Source organism: Pseudomonas sp. Snoq117.2 (genome assembly GCF_900110545.1).
Lineage (GTDB): Bacteria > Pseudomonadota > Gammaproteobacteria > Pseudomonadales > Pseudomonadaceae > Chryseomonas > Chryseomonas benzopyrenica.
This window is the reverse complement of sequence record NZ_FOED01000005.1, coordinates 25,102-40,677: the sequence shown is the minus strand read 5'-3', so window position 1 is coordinate 40,677 and position 15,576 is coordinate 25,102. Positions and strand designations below refer to the sequence as shown.

At 66.7% G+C, this 15,576-nt stretch carries 15 protein-coding genes; 9 read left to right on the top strand and 6 right to left on the bottom strand.

Annotation, left to right across the window (positions count from 1 at the left end):
- Both BMZ43_RS14140 and BMZ43_RS14135 read right to left on the bottom strand, forming a co-directional pair.
- Positions 1 to 2,190: a hybrid sensor histidine kinase/response regulator gene (locus tag BMZ43_RS14140; RefSeq protein ID WP_093254469.1), complete on the bottom strand. Its 2,190-nt coding sequence runs from the start codon at positions 2,188 to 2,190 to the stop codon at positions 1 to 3.
- Between the two features lie 92 nt (positions 2,191 to 2,282).
- Positions 2,283 to 2,870 carry an HAD family hydrolase gene (locus BMZ43_RS14135; RefSeq protein WP_064309381.1) on the bottom strand — a complete coding sequence of 196 codons (588 nt, stop codon included), beginning with the start codon at positions 2,868 to 2,870 and terminating at the stop codon, positions 2,283 to 2,285.
- Between the two features lie 99 nt (positions 2,871 to 2,969).
- Between BMZ43_RS14135 and BMZ43_RS14130 the strand changes: the two genes are divergently transcribed.
- The 6 genes from BMZ43_RS14130 to BMZ43_RS14105 all read left to right on the top strand — a co-directional run bounded on the left by BMZ43_RS14130 (position 2,970) and on the right by BMZ43_RS14105 (position 9,552).
- Positions 2,970 to 3,719: a haloacid dehalogenase type II gene (locus BMZ43_RS14130; protein ID WP_017638625.1), complete on the top strand. Its 750-nt coding sequence runs from the start codon at positions 2,970 to 2,972 to the stop codon at positions 3,717 to 3,719.
- Between the two features lie 54 nt (positions 3,720 to 3,773).
- Entirely contained in the window at positions 3,774 to 4,400 is a 627-nt protein-coding gene (locus BMZ43_RS14125) for a CatB-related O-acetyltransferase (RefSeq protein WP_064309382.1), read from the top strand.
- Positions 4,401 to 4,469: 69 nt separating this feature from the next.
- Entirely contained in the window at positions 4,470 to 4,742 is a 273-nt protein-coding gene (locus tag BMZ43_RS14120; RefSeq protein ID WP_017638627.1) for a hypothetical protein, read from the top strand.
- A 31-nt stretch (positions 4,743 to 4,773) separates the two neighbouring features.
- Entirely contained in the window at positions 4,774 to 5,469 is a 696-nt protein-coding gene (gene tsaA / locus BMZ43_RS14115; RefSeq protein WP_093254465.1) for a tRNA (N6-threonylcarbamoyladenosine(37)-N6)-methyltransferase TrmO, read from the top strand.
- A gap of 119 nt (positions 5,470 to 5,588) precedes the next feature.
- Complete coding sequence (gene ppnN / locus BMZ43_RS14110) at positions 5,589 to 6,965, top strand: nucleotide 5'-monophosphate nucleosidase PpnN (protein WP_093254462.1); 1,377 nt, start codon at positions 5,589 to 5,591, stop codon at positions 6,963 to 6,965.
- 349 nt (positions 6,966 to 7,314) lie between these two features.
- Positions 7,315 to 9,552: a putative bifunctional diguanylate cyclase/phosphodiesterase gene (locus tag BMZ43_RS14105; RefSeq protein WP_093254459.1), complete on the top strand. Its 2,238-nt coding sequence runs from the start codon at positions 7,315 to 7,317 to the stop codon at positions 9,550 to 9,552.
- Here BMZ43_RS14105 and BMZ43_RS14100 read toward each other — a convergent pair.
- Both BMZ43_RS14100 and fpr read right to left on the bottom strand, forming a co-directional pair.
- Complete coding sequence (locus tag BMZ43_RS14100) at positions 9,549 to 10,235, bottom strand: dihydrofolate reductase family protein (RefSeq protein ID WP_093254457.1); 687 nt, start codon at positions 10,233 to 10,235, stop codon at positions 9,549 to 9,551. The two genes, BMZ43_RS14105 and BMZ43_RS14100, sit on opposite strands and share 4 nt — an antisense overlap.
- Before the next feature lie 137 nt (positions 10,236 to 10,372).
- On the bottom strand, positions 10,373 to 11,152 hold the full coding sequence (fpr, locus tag BMZ43_RS14095; protein ID WP_007160677.1) for a ferredoxin-NADP reductase: 780 nt from the start codon (positions 11,150 to 11,152) through the stop codon (positions 10,373 to 10,375).
- Positions 11,153 to 11,272: 120 nt separating this feature from the next.
- Here fpr and BMZ43_RS14090 point away from each other — a divergent pair, with 120 nt between their 5' ends.
- Positions 11,273 to 12,202, top strand: a complete 930-nt coding sequence (locus BMZ43_RS14090) for a LysR family transcriptional regulator (protein WP_093254455.1) — start codon at positions 11,273 to 11,275, stop codon at positions 12,200 to 12,202.
- Here BMZ43_RS14090 and BMZ43_RS14085 read toward each other — a convergent pair whose 3' ends face one another.
- A complete protein-coding gene (locus BMZ43_RS14085) occupies positions 12,203 to 12,640 on the bottom strand; it encodes a DUF4345 family protein (RefSeq protein WP_093254452.1) in 438 nt (145 codons plus the stop codon). It abuts the gene before it with no gap.
- 198 nt (positions 12,641 to 12,838) lie between these two features.
- Here BMZ43_RS14085 and pdxY point away from each other — a divergent pair, with 198 nt between their 5' ends.
- Positions 12,839 to 13,732 carry a pyridoxal kinase PdxY gene (gene pdxY, locus BMZ43_RS14080; RefSeq protein ID WP_064309387.1) on the top strand — a complete coding sequence of 298 codons (894 nt, stop codon included), beginning with the start codon at positions 12,839 to 12,841 and terminating at the stop codon, positions 13,730 to 13,732.
- 538 nt (positions 13,733 to 14,270) lie between these two features.
- On the opposite strand, the gene dksA is transcribed toward pdxY, so the two are convergent.
- Positions 14,271 to 14,675, bottom strand: coding sequence for an RNA polymerase-binding protein DksA (gene dksA, locus BMZ43_RS14075; protein WP_093254447.1), 405 nt, complete (start codon positions 14,673 to 14,675; stop codon positions 14,271 to 14,273).
- A 192-nt stretch (positions 14,676 to 14,867) separates the two neighbouring features.
- On the opposite strand from dksA, the gene BMZ43_RS14070 reads away from it, so the two are divergent.
- Entirely contained in the window at positions 14,868 to 15,572 is a 705-nt protein-coding gene (locus tag BMZ43_RS14070; protein ID WP_017638637.1) for a FadR/GntR family transcriptional regulator, read from the top strand.
- The last annotated feature ends 4 nt before the right edge of the window (positions 15,573 to 15,576 follow it).

Here is a 15,576-nt window from a genome sequence, read left to right as displayed (position 1 = left end):
TCAACCTTCCAGGGTTTCGGGCTTGCCCAGCAGCTCCTGTACCCGGTCGACCAGGACCTCCAGGGTGAAGGGCTTGCCCAGCACGGCCATCCGCTCGCCGACCAGGGGCACGGGTGGCGCGTTGCCCGCCGCATAACCGGTGATAAAGAGGATCGGCAACTGCGGTCTGAGGGTACGGGCCGCATTGGCCAGCAAGCGGCCGTTCAGTCTCGGTAGCCCGACATCGGTGATCAACAGGTCGAAGCCTTCGCCTTCGCGCAGCGCTGCCAGGGCCGCTTCGGCATCGACGGCGTCGCGATACCGCCAGCCCAGTTCGACGAACAGCTGCACCAGCAACGCGCGGATGACCGCGTCGTCTTCCACCAGCAGCACCCGGACGCTGGGTAGCGCACGGTCGGTCGTGGCGCTGGAGAGCGCAAGCGGCGCGCGGATCGGCGGGGCCGGATGACGCGGCAGCAGCAGGCTCACCCGGCAGCCCTGTCCTGGCGCACTGGTCACGCTCACCTGGCCCCGGGACTGGCGGACGAAGCCATAGATCATGGACAGCCCCAGGCCCGAGCCCTGGCCCACCGGCTTGGTGGTGAAGAAGGGCTCGAAGACTCGTTCCAGCACCTCCGGCGCCATGCCCACGCCATCGTCGTCGACCTCGATCAGCAGATAGTCGCCTGCTGGCAGCGCCGGGTTGGCATCAGGTTGCACCCAGTTGCGCGCACCTATGGTCAGGGTGCCCCCCGCCGGCATGGCATCGCGGCTGTTGATGGCCAGATTGAGCAGGGCGTTTTCCAGCTGGTGCGGATCGGCGTCGACCGGCCAGAGCCCGGCGTCCAGCTCGAGCTGGCAGCGGATCTGCGGCCCCAGGCTGTGCAGCAACAACTCCTGGAAGTCGCCGATCAGCCGGGCAACGTCGACCGCCTGGGGATTGAGCGTCTGGCGCCGGGAAAAGGCCAGCAGCCGATGGGTGAGACTGGCGCCCCGCCCTACCGACTGGGTGGCGGTGTCGAGCAGGTTGCCGACCCCGGCCAGGACCTCCGGCGCCAGGCGGCGGCGCAGGAGATCCAGGCTGGCCTGGATGCCGGCCAGCAAGTTGTTGAAGTCATGGGCGATGCCGCCGGTGAGCTGCCCCACGGCTTCCATCTTCTGCGCCTGGCGCAGTAGCTCCTCGGCCTGGGCGCGATTCTGCATCTCTTCGCGCAGCTGGCGATTGGTCTCTTCCAGCTCGGCGGTACGCGCCTGCACCTGGACCTCCAGGGTGGCGCGCTCGCGGCGCAAAGCCTCCTCGGCCTCGCGACGGTCATCGATGTCTTCGCTGGTGCCGTACCAGCGGATCACGGCGCCCGCCGCATCGCGGCGCGGATAGGCACGGGTACGCAGCCAGCAATGGCTGCCATCCGCCACCCGCACCCGGTGTTCGCGGTCGTAGGCCTGACCGGCGCTGCACGCCACGTCCCAGGCCTGCCGGGTCGCCTGGCGATCGTCCGGATGCACCACCGTCCAAAAGCTATCGGCTTCCAGCATCGGCTGGCCGGTCAGCTGCTGCCAGCGCGGCGAAAAGACCATGTGCTGACCGCTGGGATCGCAGGTCCAGGTGTATTGGGGATTGAGTTCCACCAGGTGCCGATAGTGATCTTCGCTCTCGCGCAGCTGCAGATCCGCCTGATGGCGCTCGATGGCCAGGGCGGCGGTCTCGGTGACCAGGCGGAAGGCGTCGCGCTCGGCGGCCAGCGGGCGCCGCGGCTCGAGGAAATAGTTGGCGAAGGTGCCCAGCAACCGACCGTCCAGGGCCAACAGTGGCATCGACCAGCAGGCCCGCAGGCCATAGCGCAGCGCCAGGTCGCGCGCGCCGGCCCACAGCGGATCGCCGGCGATGTCCTCGACATAGACGGCTTCCCGGCGGTAGGCGGCGGTGCCACAGGAACCCGCCAGCGGGCCGATCTCCAGCCGCCCGAGATCGCGGCTGTAGGCGTCCGGCAGACTCGGCGCGATGCCGTCCTGCAGATAACGGCCATCCTCGCTGAGCAACAGGATGCAGGCGTGCAGGCGGACCTGGGCCAGGACCTCCACCCGTTGCAGCAGCGTGTGCAGCACCTGGGTCAGGGGCAGGCCGGTGGCAAGGCTTTCCAGCGTCTGGCGCTCGTACTGGCGCAGATCGCCGGAGGCTGGCTGATCGCTCGAAGGCGTGTGGAGGCTCATACGGCTGGCCCGACCTGAATCCGAAGCCGGCATCTTAGCCAGCGGCCAGGCAAACAACAGACTATTTACGCCTAACGGACAAATTTCCAGCGTCAGAGCGCCGCCAGGATCTCCGCACAGGTTTCGAAGCGCTGGTCACGCGCCGCGGGCCAGGGATCGCCGGGCTGATTGACCTGCAAGGTGCGACACCCCACCGCCCGCCCACACTCCAGGTCGTAGCGGTGATCACCGACCATCACCAGGCTGGCGGGCGCCACCTGCCAGCGTTCGGCCAGCCGCAGCAGACCGCCCGGATCGGGTTTGGGCGCCGCTTCGTCGCGGCCCAGTACGGCAGGCGGATCGAAGCAGTCCTCCAGGCCAATGGCGGCCAGGGTCAGCAGTGCCAGGTCGCGAGCATTGCGGGTCAGGATGCCCAGGTGGCAGCCGCGCTCATGCAGCGCGCGCACCAGCTCCACCGCGCCCGGCGCCGGGCGGGCGGCCACCGCCAGTTCGCGCTCGTGCTCGAACAGCCAGGCGTGCTTGGCCTCGCGCTCAGTGGCGGGCAGCTCGGCCAGGTGGTGGAGGATGTCGGCCTGCTCGGGAATGCCCAGGTGCCGGCGAATGGCGGCGAAGTCGTGTACCGCCAGGGTCAGGGTGCCATCCATATCGAACACCCAGTGGCTGAGGTGGCGCAGCGTCATGCAGAGATCCTTTGGCGAGGGTGACCTTCGGGCACTTTGGGGGAACCCCCGTCACCCGTGATCCGTCTGGTGGAGACAACCTTCTGCAGGAGTCTACCCATGACGACGACCGTTCGGGCGCTACTTTTCGATGTCTTCGGCACCGTGGTGGATTGGCGCGGCAGTCTGGTCACCGGTCTGCAGGGACTGTCCGCCAAGCACGGCGTCCAGGGCGACTGGGAGCGGCTGGCCGATGCCTGGCGCGCCGAAGCCTATGAGGCCATCCTGCCGCAGATCGCCGCCCGCAGCCTGCCCTGGTTGCCCCTCGACGAGGTCCATCGTCTGGCGTTGGACGAATTGCTGCCACGCCACGGCCTGGTCGGCCTGACCACCGCCGAGGTGGCCTGGATCAATCGCCTCTGGCACCAGCTGACGCCCTGGCCCGATGCCGTACCGGGTCTCACGCGGCTGCGCCAGGGTTATCCGGTCTGCGCCCTGTCCAATGGCAATGTCAGCCTGCTGCTGGACATGGCCCGCCACGCCGGGCTGCCCTGGGACATGCTGTTCGGCGCCGATCTTTTCAAGCGCTACAAACCGGCCGCGGAGGTCTACCTGGGCGCCTGCGCCCTGCTCGACCTGCAACCGGAACAGGTGATGCTCTGCGCCGCCCACAACGGCGACCTGCAGGCGGCCAAGGAGCTGGGCCTGGCCACCGCCTTCATCCAGCGCCCACGGGAAAAGGGTCCGGCGGGTGGCGAGGTGTCCAGCGGCGGCTGGGATCTGGAAGCGAGCGACCTGCAGGACCTCGCCGACCAGTTGGGCATGGCGGCCATCGAGCGAGATCCGGCGGAGCCCGAGCCCGGCGATTGAGCACGGCCCGGGCGCTTCGGTATCCTGCCGGATACCTTTCGCCAGGGCACCGCCATGGGTTTTCTCGACAAGCTGCGCAAGAAACGTGAACGCCAGGCGCTGGCCGCCCTGCCCCGCCTGCACCAGCGCACGGCGCGCCTGCGCCGCGAGCTGCCCGACTATGAGATCGGTGCCGGCACCTACGGCGCGCCCAGGGTGTTCGATCTCAAGGAAGGCGCCACCCTGCGCCTGGGACGCTACACCTCCATCGCCGAGGGCGTGCGCATCCTGCTCGGCGGCCTCCACCGGCTGGACTGGGTGACCACCTACCCCTTCCCTGCCTTCGTCGACGACCTGGCCCACATCACCGACTACGGCGGTACGCGCGGCGATGTGGTGATCGGCAGCGACTGCTGGATCTGCACCGATGCGCTGATCCTCTCCGGCGTCACCATCGGCCATGGCGCCGTGGTGGCCGCCGGCGCCGTGGTCACCCGCGACGTACCGCCCTATGCGGTGGTGGGCGGCAATCCGGCGCGCTTCATCCGCTGGCGCTTTCCCGAAGCCACCTGCCAGGCGCTGCTCGACATCGCCTGGTGGGACTGGCCCGAAGCCGAGATCCTCGCCGCCGGCGAACACCTGTGCAGTGCCGATATCGAGGGCTTCATCGCCTACGCGCGGGCGCGCCATCCGGCGCCCTGAAGCCGTCGCCTGGAACTCGGAACCGCTCCCAGGGTTCACCTTCATTAGTCACTCCGTTGAAGGTTCTCCATGGAAGCGCTCGATCTGTTGCAATGGCCGGCCATGGCCATCACCCTGCTCGCCGCCTGGCTGGTGGCCTCTCAGCGTCAGGGCCGGCGCAATCTGGGCTTCTGGGTGTTCCTGCTCAGCAACGGCCTGTGGATCGCCTGGGGCCTGCAGGCCGAGGCCTATGCCCTGATCGTGCTGCAGCTGGGCCTGGCGGCGATGAATCTGCGCGGGGTGCGCCGCAACGCCGGCGAAGCGCCGGCTGCTGCGGTCGCGGAGGCCTCGGGCAGGGCATAATGACCGGCCCTGCGTCAGACGGCCCCTGCCCATGCAGTACAGCGTCACCCCCATCGGCCACGTCCGCTCCTGCTTCAAGGAGAAATTCGCCATTCCCCGGCAACCCGCGCTGGCCCCGGCCGCCCGTGGCGTGCTGGAACTGCTGCCGCCCTTCGACCGGCCCGAAGCGGTCGCGGGCCTGGAAGGCGTCAGCCATGTCTGGCTGCTGTTCCTGTTCCACCAGGCGCTGGAAAGCCAGCCGCGGCTGCGGGTGCGGCCACCCCGCCTGGGCGGCAATCGCTACCTGGGCGTCTTCGCCACCCGCGCCACCCACAGACCCAATGGCATCGGCCAGTCGGTGGTGCGCCTCGACGGCCTGGAACCGGGACGGCTGCTGCTCTCGGGGATCGATCTGCTCGACGGCACCCCGGTACTGGACATCAAGCCCTATGTGCCCTATGCCGACAGCCCCCCGGGCGCCCACAACGCCATCGCCGAGGCGCCCCCGCCGGCCCTCGCGGTCAGTTGGGCGGACGCGGCGCGGGTCCAGGCCGAGATCCATGGCCAGCGGCTGGGCGAGCCCCTGGCCGAACTGATCGAGCAGTGCCTGGCCCAGGATCCACGCCCGGCCTACCAGACGCCGACGCCCGAGCGGCGCTACGGGGTGCGGCTGTGGGATGTGGAGGTGCACTGGCACTATCCAACCGCGACCTCCATCCAGGTGCTGGACGTCACCGCCGCGGTCTGACACGGCCCCGTTTGCATTCCGGCGCCCGCGCCCCCAACAATGACAGTGCCGGATCGCATGAAGTGGTCCGCACCCGGCTACGGCCGCCGTTCGGCCGTATCACCGATAGGGAAGCATCTATGGCTCCAAGCAGACAGGTCATCAACGCTCAGGTCAGCCCCAAGGGCAGCCTGGAGACCCTTTCCCAGCGCGAGGTCCAGCAGCTCAGCGCCGCCGGCTCGGGCAACCTCTACCAGCTCTTTCGCCAGTGCGCCCTGGCCATCCTCAACACCGGCGCCCACAGCGACAACGCCAAGACCATCCTCGAGGCCTACCAGGACTTCGAGATCCGCATCCATCAGCAGGACCGCGGCGTGCGCCTGGAGCTGGTCAACGCCCCGGCCGATGCCTTCGTCGACGGCGAGATGATCGCCAGCACCCGCGAGATGCTGTTCAGCGCCCTGCGTGACATCGTCTACACCGAGAGCGAGCAGAGCAGCCTGCGCATCGATCTGGAGAGCTCCGAGGGCATCACCGACTACGTCTTCCACCTGCTGCGCAATGCCCGCACCCTGCGCGCCGGCGTGGAGCCGAAGATGGTGGTCTGCTGGGGCGGTCACTCCATCAGCACCGAGGAATACAAATACACCAAGAAGGTCGGCCACGAACTCGGCCTGCGCAACCTGGACATCTGCACCGGCTGCGGCCCGGGCGTGATGAAGGGCCCGATGAAGGGCGCCACCATCGCCCATGCCAAGCAGCGCCTCCAGGGCGGTCGCTACCTGGGCCTCACCGAGCCGGGCATCATCGCCGCCGAGGCACCCAATCCCATCGTCAACGAACTGGTGATCCTGCCCGACATCGAGAAGCGCCTGGAAGCCTTCGTCCGCGTCGGCCACGGCATCATCATCTTCCCGGGCGGCGCCGGCACGGCAGAGGAATTCCTCTATCTGCTGGGCATTCTCATGCACCCGGACAACAGGGACATTCCCTTCCCGGTGGTGCTCACCGGACCGCAGAGCGCCGCGCCCTATCTGGAGCAATTGCACGCCTTCATCGGCGCGACCCTGGGCGAAGCCGCACAACGCCACTACCAGATCGTGGTCAACGATCCGGTCGAGGTGGCCCGGCAGATGGCTCAGGGCCTCAAGGCGGTCAAGCAATTCCGCCGCGACCGCCACGATGCCTTCCACTTCAACTGGCTGCTGCGCATCGAAGAAGGCTTCCAGCGGCCCTTCGATCCCACCCACGAGAACATGGCCGCCCTGCAGCTGACCCATGCCGTGCCGCCCCATGAACTGGCCGCCAACCTGCGCCGCGCCTTTTCCGGCATCGTCGCTGGCAACGTCAAGGCCAAGGGCATTCAGCTGATCGAGGAACGCGGGCCCTACGAGATCCATGGCGATCCCGACATCATGCGGCCACTGGATCGGCTGCTGCAGGCCTTCGTCGAGCAGCACCGCATGAAGCTACCCGGCGGCGCGGCCTACGAGCCCTGCTACCGCGTGGTGAGCTGATCCGTTCGACCGGCCGTTCTGGCCGGTCTTCCCTCTCATGGGACCGTTCATCCCTCCTCCTATCGACGAACGGTCGCATTACTGGCGATATGCTATCGATAAGTCGCTAGCCAGCTATCTAGAGCGCTTCTTCTGGCGATTTTCCGCTACGTTTCCAGATGCGCTCGTCTGAGGAAAAAATCTCGCGCACTAACTGTCGAGGCGCCTGCTAAAGCCCCTCTTCACCACGCCGATAGGGCAAGGCAAGCTAAACTCAACGCGCAGGCTGCCGCTGTGAAAACCCCCGGACCGGAGATCCCGCCGGGCCGTCTTCACCCAGTCGCGCCAGACTTCCTGCCGAGGCCATGGAATGAACAACTGGCTGGGACTCGACTTTCTCGTCGCTCCTCTCGACCACACCCAGATCCACCTTCACGGTCAGCACGACGGCTGGCTGGTCGCCCTCGCCTATCTGGTCGCGGTCAGTGCCTGCTACGTGACCCTGGTATTCGCCGAGCGCATCGGCCAGACCCGCACCCTGGCGCGGCGGCGGGCCTGGAGTCTGATGGGCGCCCTGAGCTTCGGCTTCGGCGTCTGGGGCATGCACTTCATCGCCATGCTCGCCTTCACCGTGCCCACCCGGGTGCACTACGACCTCTTCATCACCATCGCCTCGCTGCTGATCGTGGTGCTGGCCGGACTCATGGCCATGCCCGCCCTCAGCCAGCCCGACCTCACCCTGGGACAGCGCCTCAAGGCCGGTATCGTGCTGAGCGTGGGCATCGTGCTCATGCACTACACCGGCATGGCGGCGGTGCATACCGAGGCCGTGGTGCTCTATCGACCGCTGCCCTTCCTGCTGTCGATCGGCATCGCCGTAGGGGCCAGCTTCGCCGCGCTGCAACTGATCCAGATCTTCCGTCGCCACTACACCGGCATCTATCGCTGGCTGCGCATGGCCACCGCCCTGGTGATGGGACTGGCCATCGCCGCCATGCACTTCACCGGCATGTGGTCCATGGTGCTGATCGCACCGGCCCAGACCGAAAGCACCCTGCAAGGCGCCAGCAATTCCTGGCAGCTGGGGGTGGGCATCGCCATCATCGCCCTGCTGCTGGGGGTGGGCGGCCTGGGCGCGGCCTGGGCGGATCGCCAGCTGCAACGCAAGGAAAACGACCTGGAGCGGGTCAACTCCCTGGTCGGCCAGCTCGACGAGGCCCGCGCTTCGCTGCAGCAGGCGGCGCACTACGACCCCCTCACCGACCTGCACAATCGCCGCGCCTTCAACCAGGCCTTCGCCGAGATCCTCGAACGCCACGCCCAGCAGGGGCGCAACCTGGGAGTGATGTTTCTCGACATCGATCACTTCAAGCGCATCAACGACAGCCTCGGCCACGATGCCGGCGACCAGTTGCTGGTGGCCATGGCCAAGATCATTCGCGACGCGGTGCGCGAAGGCGATCTGGTGGCGCGCTTCGGCGGTGACGAATTCTGCATTCTGGCCAGCCTCGCCGGGCCCGAAGAGGCCCGGCAGCTGGCCCAGCGCATCCTGGAACGCCTGCGCAACCCCGTCACCATCGGCAACCGCACCCTGGTGATGACCACCAGCATCGGCATCAGTCTCTATCCCCGCGACGGCGGCTGCTGCGAGGAATTGCTCAAGAGCGCGGATCTCGCGCTCTATCTGTCCAAGGGCAATGGCCGCAACACTTACAGCTTCTTCGACGAGACCCTGCGCGAGAAGATCTCGCTGCAACTGGAGCTGGAAGCCGAACTGCGCGAAGCCCTGGTCGAGGAACGCGGGCTGCAGCTCTACTATCAGCCGATCCTGGATGTCGCCAGCGGGCAGCTGGACAAGGCCGAAGCCCTGATCCGCTGGGATCACCCCCGCCTCGGCATGCTGGCGCCGAACTGCTTTCTCGGCGTGGCCGAGGCCAATGGCTTCATCGAGGACCTGGACGCCTGGGTGCTCAGACGTGCCTGCCAGGACCTCGCCGAGCTGACCGCCGCCGGTCTCACGGAGTTGCGCCTCGCGGTCAACTGCTCGGCCTTGAGCCTGAGCAATGACGCCCTGCCCGGACAGATCGCCTGGCGGCTGGACGACCATCGGCTGTCGCCGCGGCGCCTGGAACTGGAGGTCACCGAGAACGCCCTGGTCAAGAACGTGCAGCCTACCGCCGAATTGCTGCAGCGCATCCGCGACCTGGGCGTGACGGTGTCCATCGACGACTTCGGCACCGGTTATTCGTCGCTGGCCTATCTCAAGCGCCTGCCGATCGATACCGTGAAGATCGACCGCTCCTTCGTCACCGGGTTGGCCGAGGGCAATGCCGACCACCAGATCGTTCAGGCCATCATCGGCATGGCCCGGCCGCTCAAGCTCAAGGTCACCGCCGAGGGCGTCGAGCACCTGGAGCAGCTGCGCCTGCTCTGCGCCCTGGGCTGCGACTTCATCCAGGGCTATCACATCAGCCGACCGGTCCCCCTGGCCCAGGTGCCCGAGGTGATCGCCCGCTATGCCAGCGGGGTCTGTCCGCTGCAGGCCCAGGCAGAGGCCCAGGCCGAAGCGGACGCCGACGCCCTGGCCCTGGCCAAGGCGCTCGGCTAGCCGCGCCGATAGCGCAGCCAGACGCTGCCGTCGTTCTGGGCTTCGGCCGCGTCCAGTTTGAGGTACAGCGGCTGCTGCCAGGCCTGCTCGGCGATCTCGAAGGAGGCCGGATGGGCACCGCGGCCATCCACCAGCGGGATGATCAGCACACTGATCTCATCCACCAGGCCGGCGGCGACAAAGGAGCCGCTGACATGGGGGCCGCCCTCCACCACCAGGCGCTCGATGCCCAGCTCGGCGTTCAGCAGTTCCAGCACCGCGGCCAGGTCCAGTTCCTGCTTGCCGCCGAAGACATAGGAGGCACCGATGTTCTGCAGGTGCGTCAGGTAGTCGTCGCTGACCCCTTCGGTGAGCACTGCCACCACATGGGAATCCAGGGCCTCATTCTTTTTCCAGGCCACCTTGCCCTGGGGATCGATGGCGATGGCGTACTTGGCGGCGTCGCGCTGGGCGAAATGGTGGGTGCGCGGGATGGGCGCCTGGGCGACGCCGGTGGGATAACCCTCGCCGTGGGCGATCTCTTCCATCGTCACCCGGCCACAGGCCCAGGCGTCGAATTCAAAGCGCTCGGCCAGGCGCTCGTAGGTGGCATCGGCCTGCTTCTTGACGGCGCGGTCCCAGCCATCGGTGAGGGCGTGACCGTCGACCGACGACATCATATGGCAGATCACATAGGGCTTCATGGGGACTCCCGGCAATGGCGTGTCGCCATGACACGCCTTGCAGCAACCGACCGGCCCGGCGCCGGGGGAGTTCAGCCCGCCGGGTCGTGGAAACGAAAAACCCGCCGGAGGGCGGGTTTTCGGGAAGCCGGATCGCGTTACTTCTCGACGAAGGCACGCTCGATCAGGTAATCGCCCGGATCGCCCATGCGCGGCGAGATGGTCAGACCGAATTCGTTCAGCACGGCGCTGGTCTCGTCCAGCATGCTCGGGCTACCGCAAATCATGGCGCGGTCGTCCTGCGGATTGATCGGCGGCAGGCCGATGTCCGCGAACAGCTTGCCGCTGCGCATCAGGTCGGTCTGACGACCCTGGTTGCGGAATTCCTCGCGGGTGACCAGGGGGTAGTAGATCAGCTTCTCGCGGACCAGATCGCCGATGAACTCGTGCTCCGGCAGGGTCTTGGTGATGAAGTCGGCATAGGCCAGCTCGTTCACGTAGCGCACGCCGTGGACCAGGATCACCTTCTCGAAGCGCTCGTAGGTCTCCGGATCCTGGATGGTGCTCAGGAAGGGCGCCATGCCGGTGCCGGTGCTCAGCAGATAGAGGTGCTTGGCGGGCTTGAGGTCACTGAGGATCAGGGTGCCGGTGGGCTTGCGGCTGACCATCAGGTTGTCGCCTTCCTTGAGGTGCTGCAGGCGCGAGGTCAGGGGGCCGTCCGGCACCTTGATGCTGAAGAACTCCAGGTGCTCTTCGTAGTTGGGGCTGGCGATGCTGTAGGCGCGCATCAGCGGACGACCGCCCTCGGTTTCCAGACCGATCATCACGAACTGACCGTTCTCGAAACGCAGGCCCGCATTGCGGGTGGTCTTGAAGCTGAACAGGGTGTCGTTCCAGTGATGAACGCTCAGGACGCGCTCGGTGTACAGGTTGCTCATCGATGACTCCAGGAAAAATCGGTACAGCCCGGGGCTGGATAGAAATTGCGCGACAGTTTATAGAGGGGGAAAATATCCGTGAAATGAATAATTCGAATATAGGTTATCCAAAAGGCAGATATGAGATTCACGTTGCGTCAACTCGAGGTCTTCGTCGCCGTGGCCCGCCAGGAAAGCGTTTCCCGCGCGGCCGAGGCGCTCAGTCTGTCGCAGTCGGCCACCAGTACCGCCCTGGGCGAACTGGAACGGCAATTCGACTGCCGGGTGTTCGACCGCGCCGGCAAGCGTTTGACGCTCAACGCCCTGGGCCGTCAGCTGCTGCCCAAGGCGGTGGCCCTGCTCGACCGCAGCGCCGAGGTGGAAAACCTGCTGCGCGGCAAGACCGGCTTCGGCTCCCTGGAGGTCGGCGCGACCCTCACCATCGGCAACTACCTGGCCACCCTGCTGCTGGGCGACTTCATGCAGCGCCATCCCGACTGCCGGGTGCGGCTGCACGTGCACAACACCGCCAGCGTGGTGCAGCGCATCGCCAACCATGACATCGACCTCGGTCTGATCGAAGGCGACTGCCAGCATCCGGATCTGGAGGTGCAGCCCTGGATCGAAGACGAATTGGTGGTGTTCTGCGCGCCTGGACACGCCCTGGCCGGGAAGCAGGCCACCCAGGCTGAGCTGGAAGCCCAGGCCTGGATCCTCCGTGAACAGGGCTCCGGCACCCGCCTGACCTTCGACCAGGCCATGCGGCATCACGCCCAGCCGCTGGACGTGCGACTGGAGCTGGAGCACACCGAGGCCATCCTGCGGGCGGTGGAGTCGGGGCTGGGCATCGGTTGCCTGTCACGGCTGGCACTGCGCGACGCCTTCGCCCGTGGCACCCTGGTGCCCATCGCGACCCCGACCCTGGATCTGCGTCGCCAGTTCTGTTTCATCTGGCACAAGCAGAAGTACCAGACCGGGGCCATGGTCGAATTCCTCGACCTCTGCCGCCAGCTCACCCAGGGCCTGAGCCGCAGCGATCAGATCGACACCGCGCGGCCCCGATCCTACTGATCACTGGCCCTGGTAGAGCCGCCGATTCTCCAGCTCCCGCTGCTCGTGGCGGCGGTGGGCGCGCAGCGCCAACAGGGCCAGGATGCCGATGATCAGGCGATAGCCCTGGGAATAGAGATCCAGCTCGGCGGTAGCCGACTCGCCCAGCACGCCGCTGATCAGCCGCACCACGAACAGCGTCAGCTGCACGAAGGCCACCAGCAGCAGGCCGGCCGACAGCCATTCCGCCCGTCGAAAGGCCAGCACGGCGAACAGCGCCAGGGCGAACTGCATGCCGCCATACCAGACCCGCGCCTCGGCCACCGACGCCGAATCCATCAGCACCATGCCGCGGGCATTGGCCATCTCGTAGGGGTAGAACCAGTGCGCCAGGGCGAGCCCAAACCAGACCAGGGCCTGCAGACCCAACACCAGACGTGCGAAGCGAAGCTCGGACATTCCCCGTTTCTCCTTGGGGCCAGAGGTGGATGACAGCCGCTCCAGTGTAGCCAGCCAAACGACCTGGCGCAGGTAGCGATCCGCACTGCCGATGCAGACCGCCGCAGGCGGGTTAGGGTTCGCCGGAAGGGCTGGGGTAAGCTGCAGAGACCTTTCGTTTTCGGCTCGGATCGCGAGCCCGCTGCCCAGGTGACCGCCATGCCCGCCACCCTACCCGCCCAGCCGCCGCTGGTGCTGTCCATCCAGTCCCATGTCGCCTATGGCCACGTCGGCAACGCCGCCGCCACCCTGCCGCTGCAACTGCTCGGCCTGCAGCCGGTGGTGGTCAACACGGTGCAGTTCTCCAATCACACCGGCTACGGCGAATTCAAGGGCCAGGTCTTTCCGCCCGAACACATCCACGACGTGCTCGACGGCCTGCGCGCCCGCGGCGTGCTGGAGCGCTGCGTAGCGGTGCTCTCCGGCTACCTGGGCGATGCCGCCATCGGCGAGGTGATCCTGGGCGTGGTCCAGGAGATCCGTCGCCAGCGCAGCGATCTGCACTACCTCTGCGATCCGGTGATGGGCGATGTCGGTCGCGGCATATTCGTGCGTCCCGGCATCCCCGACTTCCTGCGCCGCCGCGCCATCGAACAGGCCAGCCTGATCACCCCCAACCAGTACGAATTCGAATTGCTGCACGGGCAGCCGCTGGCGGATACCGCCGACGCGGTGAGCGCCGCCCGCCTGTTGCTTGGCCGCCCTGGTCAGCCGGGCCCCGCGACCATCGTCATCACCAGCCTGCGCACCCCGGACCTGCCCGCCGACGTCCTCAGTACCCTGGTGGTGGAAAGCCAGGATGCCTGGCTGGTGCAGACGCCCTACCTGGACCTGCAACCACTGCCCAACGGCATGGGTGACGTCTTCTCGGCGGTGCTGCTCGGCCAGTTGCTGAACGGCCAGTCCACGCCCGCCGCGGCGTCCCATGCGGTCAGCGCCCTCTACGCCCTGGTCGCCCGCACAGCTCCCGGCAGCCGCGACCTGCCCCTGATCGCCGCCCGCGAGCAAATCGTGCGACCAGGCGAGTTGTTCGAGGCACAGCGGCTTGCGTAGGTTGGGGTTGAGCGTCAGCGAAGCCCAACGGTGCCACGTTCGAGTCTGCCTGTTGGGCTTCGACGGAGTAGCCGTCTCAGCCCAACCTACGGGCCAGGGTTCAAGGTGCAGCGGTTTGCGTAGGTTGGGTTGAGCGCCAGCGAAGCCCAACGGTGTCACGTTCGAGTCTGCCTGTTGGGCTTCGACGATGGAGCCGTCTCAACCCAACCTACGCCCAGTGGTTCGAGGCGCAATGTCTTGCGTAGGTTGGGTTGAGCGTCAGCGAAGCCCAACGGTACCGTGCTCGACCTTGCTCTGTTGGGCTTCGACGATGGAGCTGTCTCAACCCAACCTACGGCCAGTGGTTCGAGGCGCAACGGCTTTCGTAGGTTTGGCTGAGCGTCAGCGAAGCCTAACGGTACCGTGCTCGGCCTTGCTCTGTTGGGCTTCGACGATGGAGTCGTCTCAGCCCAACCTACGGGCGACCCTTCCTGCGCCATACCGCCCCCTCTCCCCTCGGGAGAGGGCTGGGGTGAGGGAAAGCCCAGTCACCGCACCCTCACGACGACTGCATATGCCGCTCGCGCTGCTCCTGGCGTTCCTTGGCTTCGACGCCAAGGGTGGCGGTGGGTCTCAGCAGCAGCCGTGCCAGGCCAATGGGTTCGCCGGTCTCCTCGCACCACCCATACTCATCACGGGCCAGGCGCTCCAGCGCCTCGTCGATCTTGTCCAGCAGCTTCTTCTCCCGCTCCAGCTGGCGCAGTTGCCATTGCCGCTGCTGCTCGGCGTTACCGACATCGGCCGGATCGCCGTGGGCGTCCATGCCACGCAGGTCTTCCACCTGCTCGTCGATCAGCCGCTGCAGATCGCCACGCTGATCGAGCAGCAGCCGGCGAAAGAAGTCGCGCTGGGCCTTGTTCATGTAGGCCGACTCGGGTTGGGCCAAGAGTTCTTCAGGGGTCATACGACAGCGCTCCTCGATATAAATGTTATATTATAACACTTCACAAGTGCTCTAGCCTGGGTCTTATACCTAGCGAAGCCGTCACAAAAATCTCGTAGTGCCTTTGCCAAACCACTACACAAAGCCAAAAGGCTATGAGAGAGTAGCGCCACAACCTGTATGACAACCTTACAACCACAACAGCAGGTCTCCATGTTCGCCAAGGTCCCCGCCAATGTGCTGAGCGATAACGTCGCTCAACAGCTGCTGGACAAGATCGAAGCCGGTGTCTTCGCCCCCGGCAGCAAGATCCCCAGCGAAGCCCTGCTCTCCGAAGCCTTCGGCGTCAGCCGTACCGTGGTGCGCGAAGCCATTTCGCGGCTGAAGAACGAAGGCGTGCTGCAGCCCCAGCAGGGGCGCGGCATCTTCGTCACCACCCACGCCAGCATCCGCCCACTGCGTATCGACGCCGACGAAGCCAGCCTGCCCGGTAGCGTCTTCCACCTGCTGGCCCTGCGCCGCGCCGTCGAGGCAGAGATCGCCTCCGAGGCCGCCATCAACCGCAGCGAGGCCGATCTGGTGGCCATCGACGAGGCCTTGGCCGCCATCGACGAAGACGTCGCCGACGGCCATGACGGGGTACGCGCCGACGTCGCCTTCCACCGCACCATCGCTCAGGCCGCCGGCAACCCCTACTTCATCAAGACCCTGGAATTCGTCAGCCAGTACCTGGAGACGGCCACGCGCATCACCCGTACCAACGAGGCGCGGCGCGAGGACTTTTCCCGCCAGGTGCACGAAGAACACCAGGCCATCGTTGCCGCCATCCGCCTCGGTGACCCCCTGGCCGCCGCCAACGCCGCCCGCCAGCACATCTACAACGCCGCCCGCCGCCTGCGGCAGGCCGGCTTCGCCTGACCTT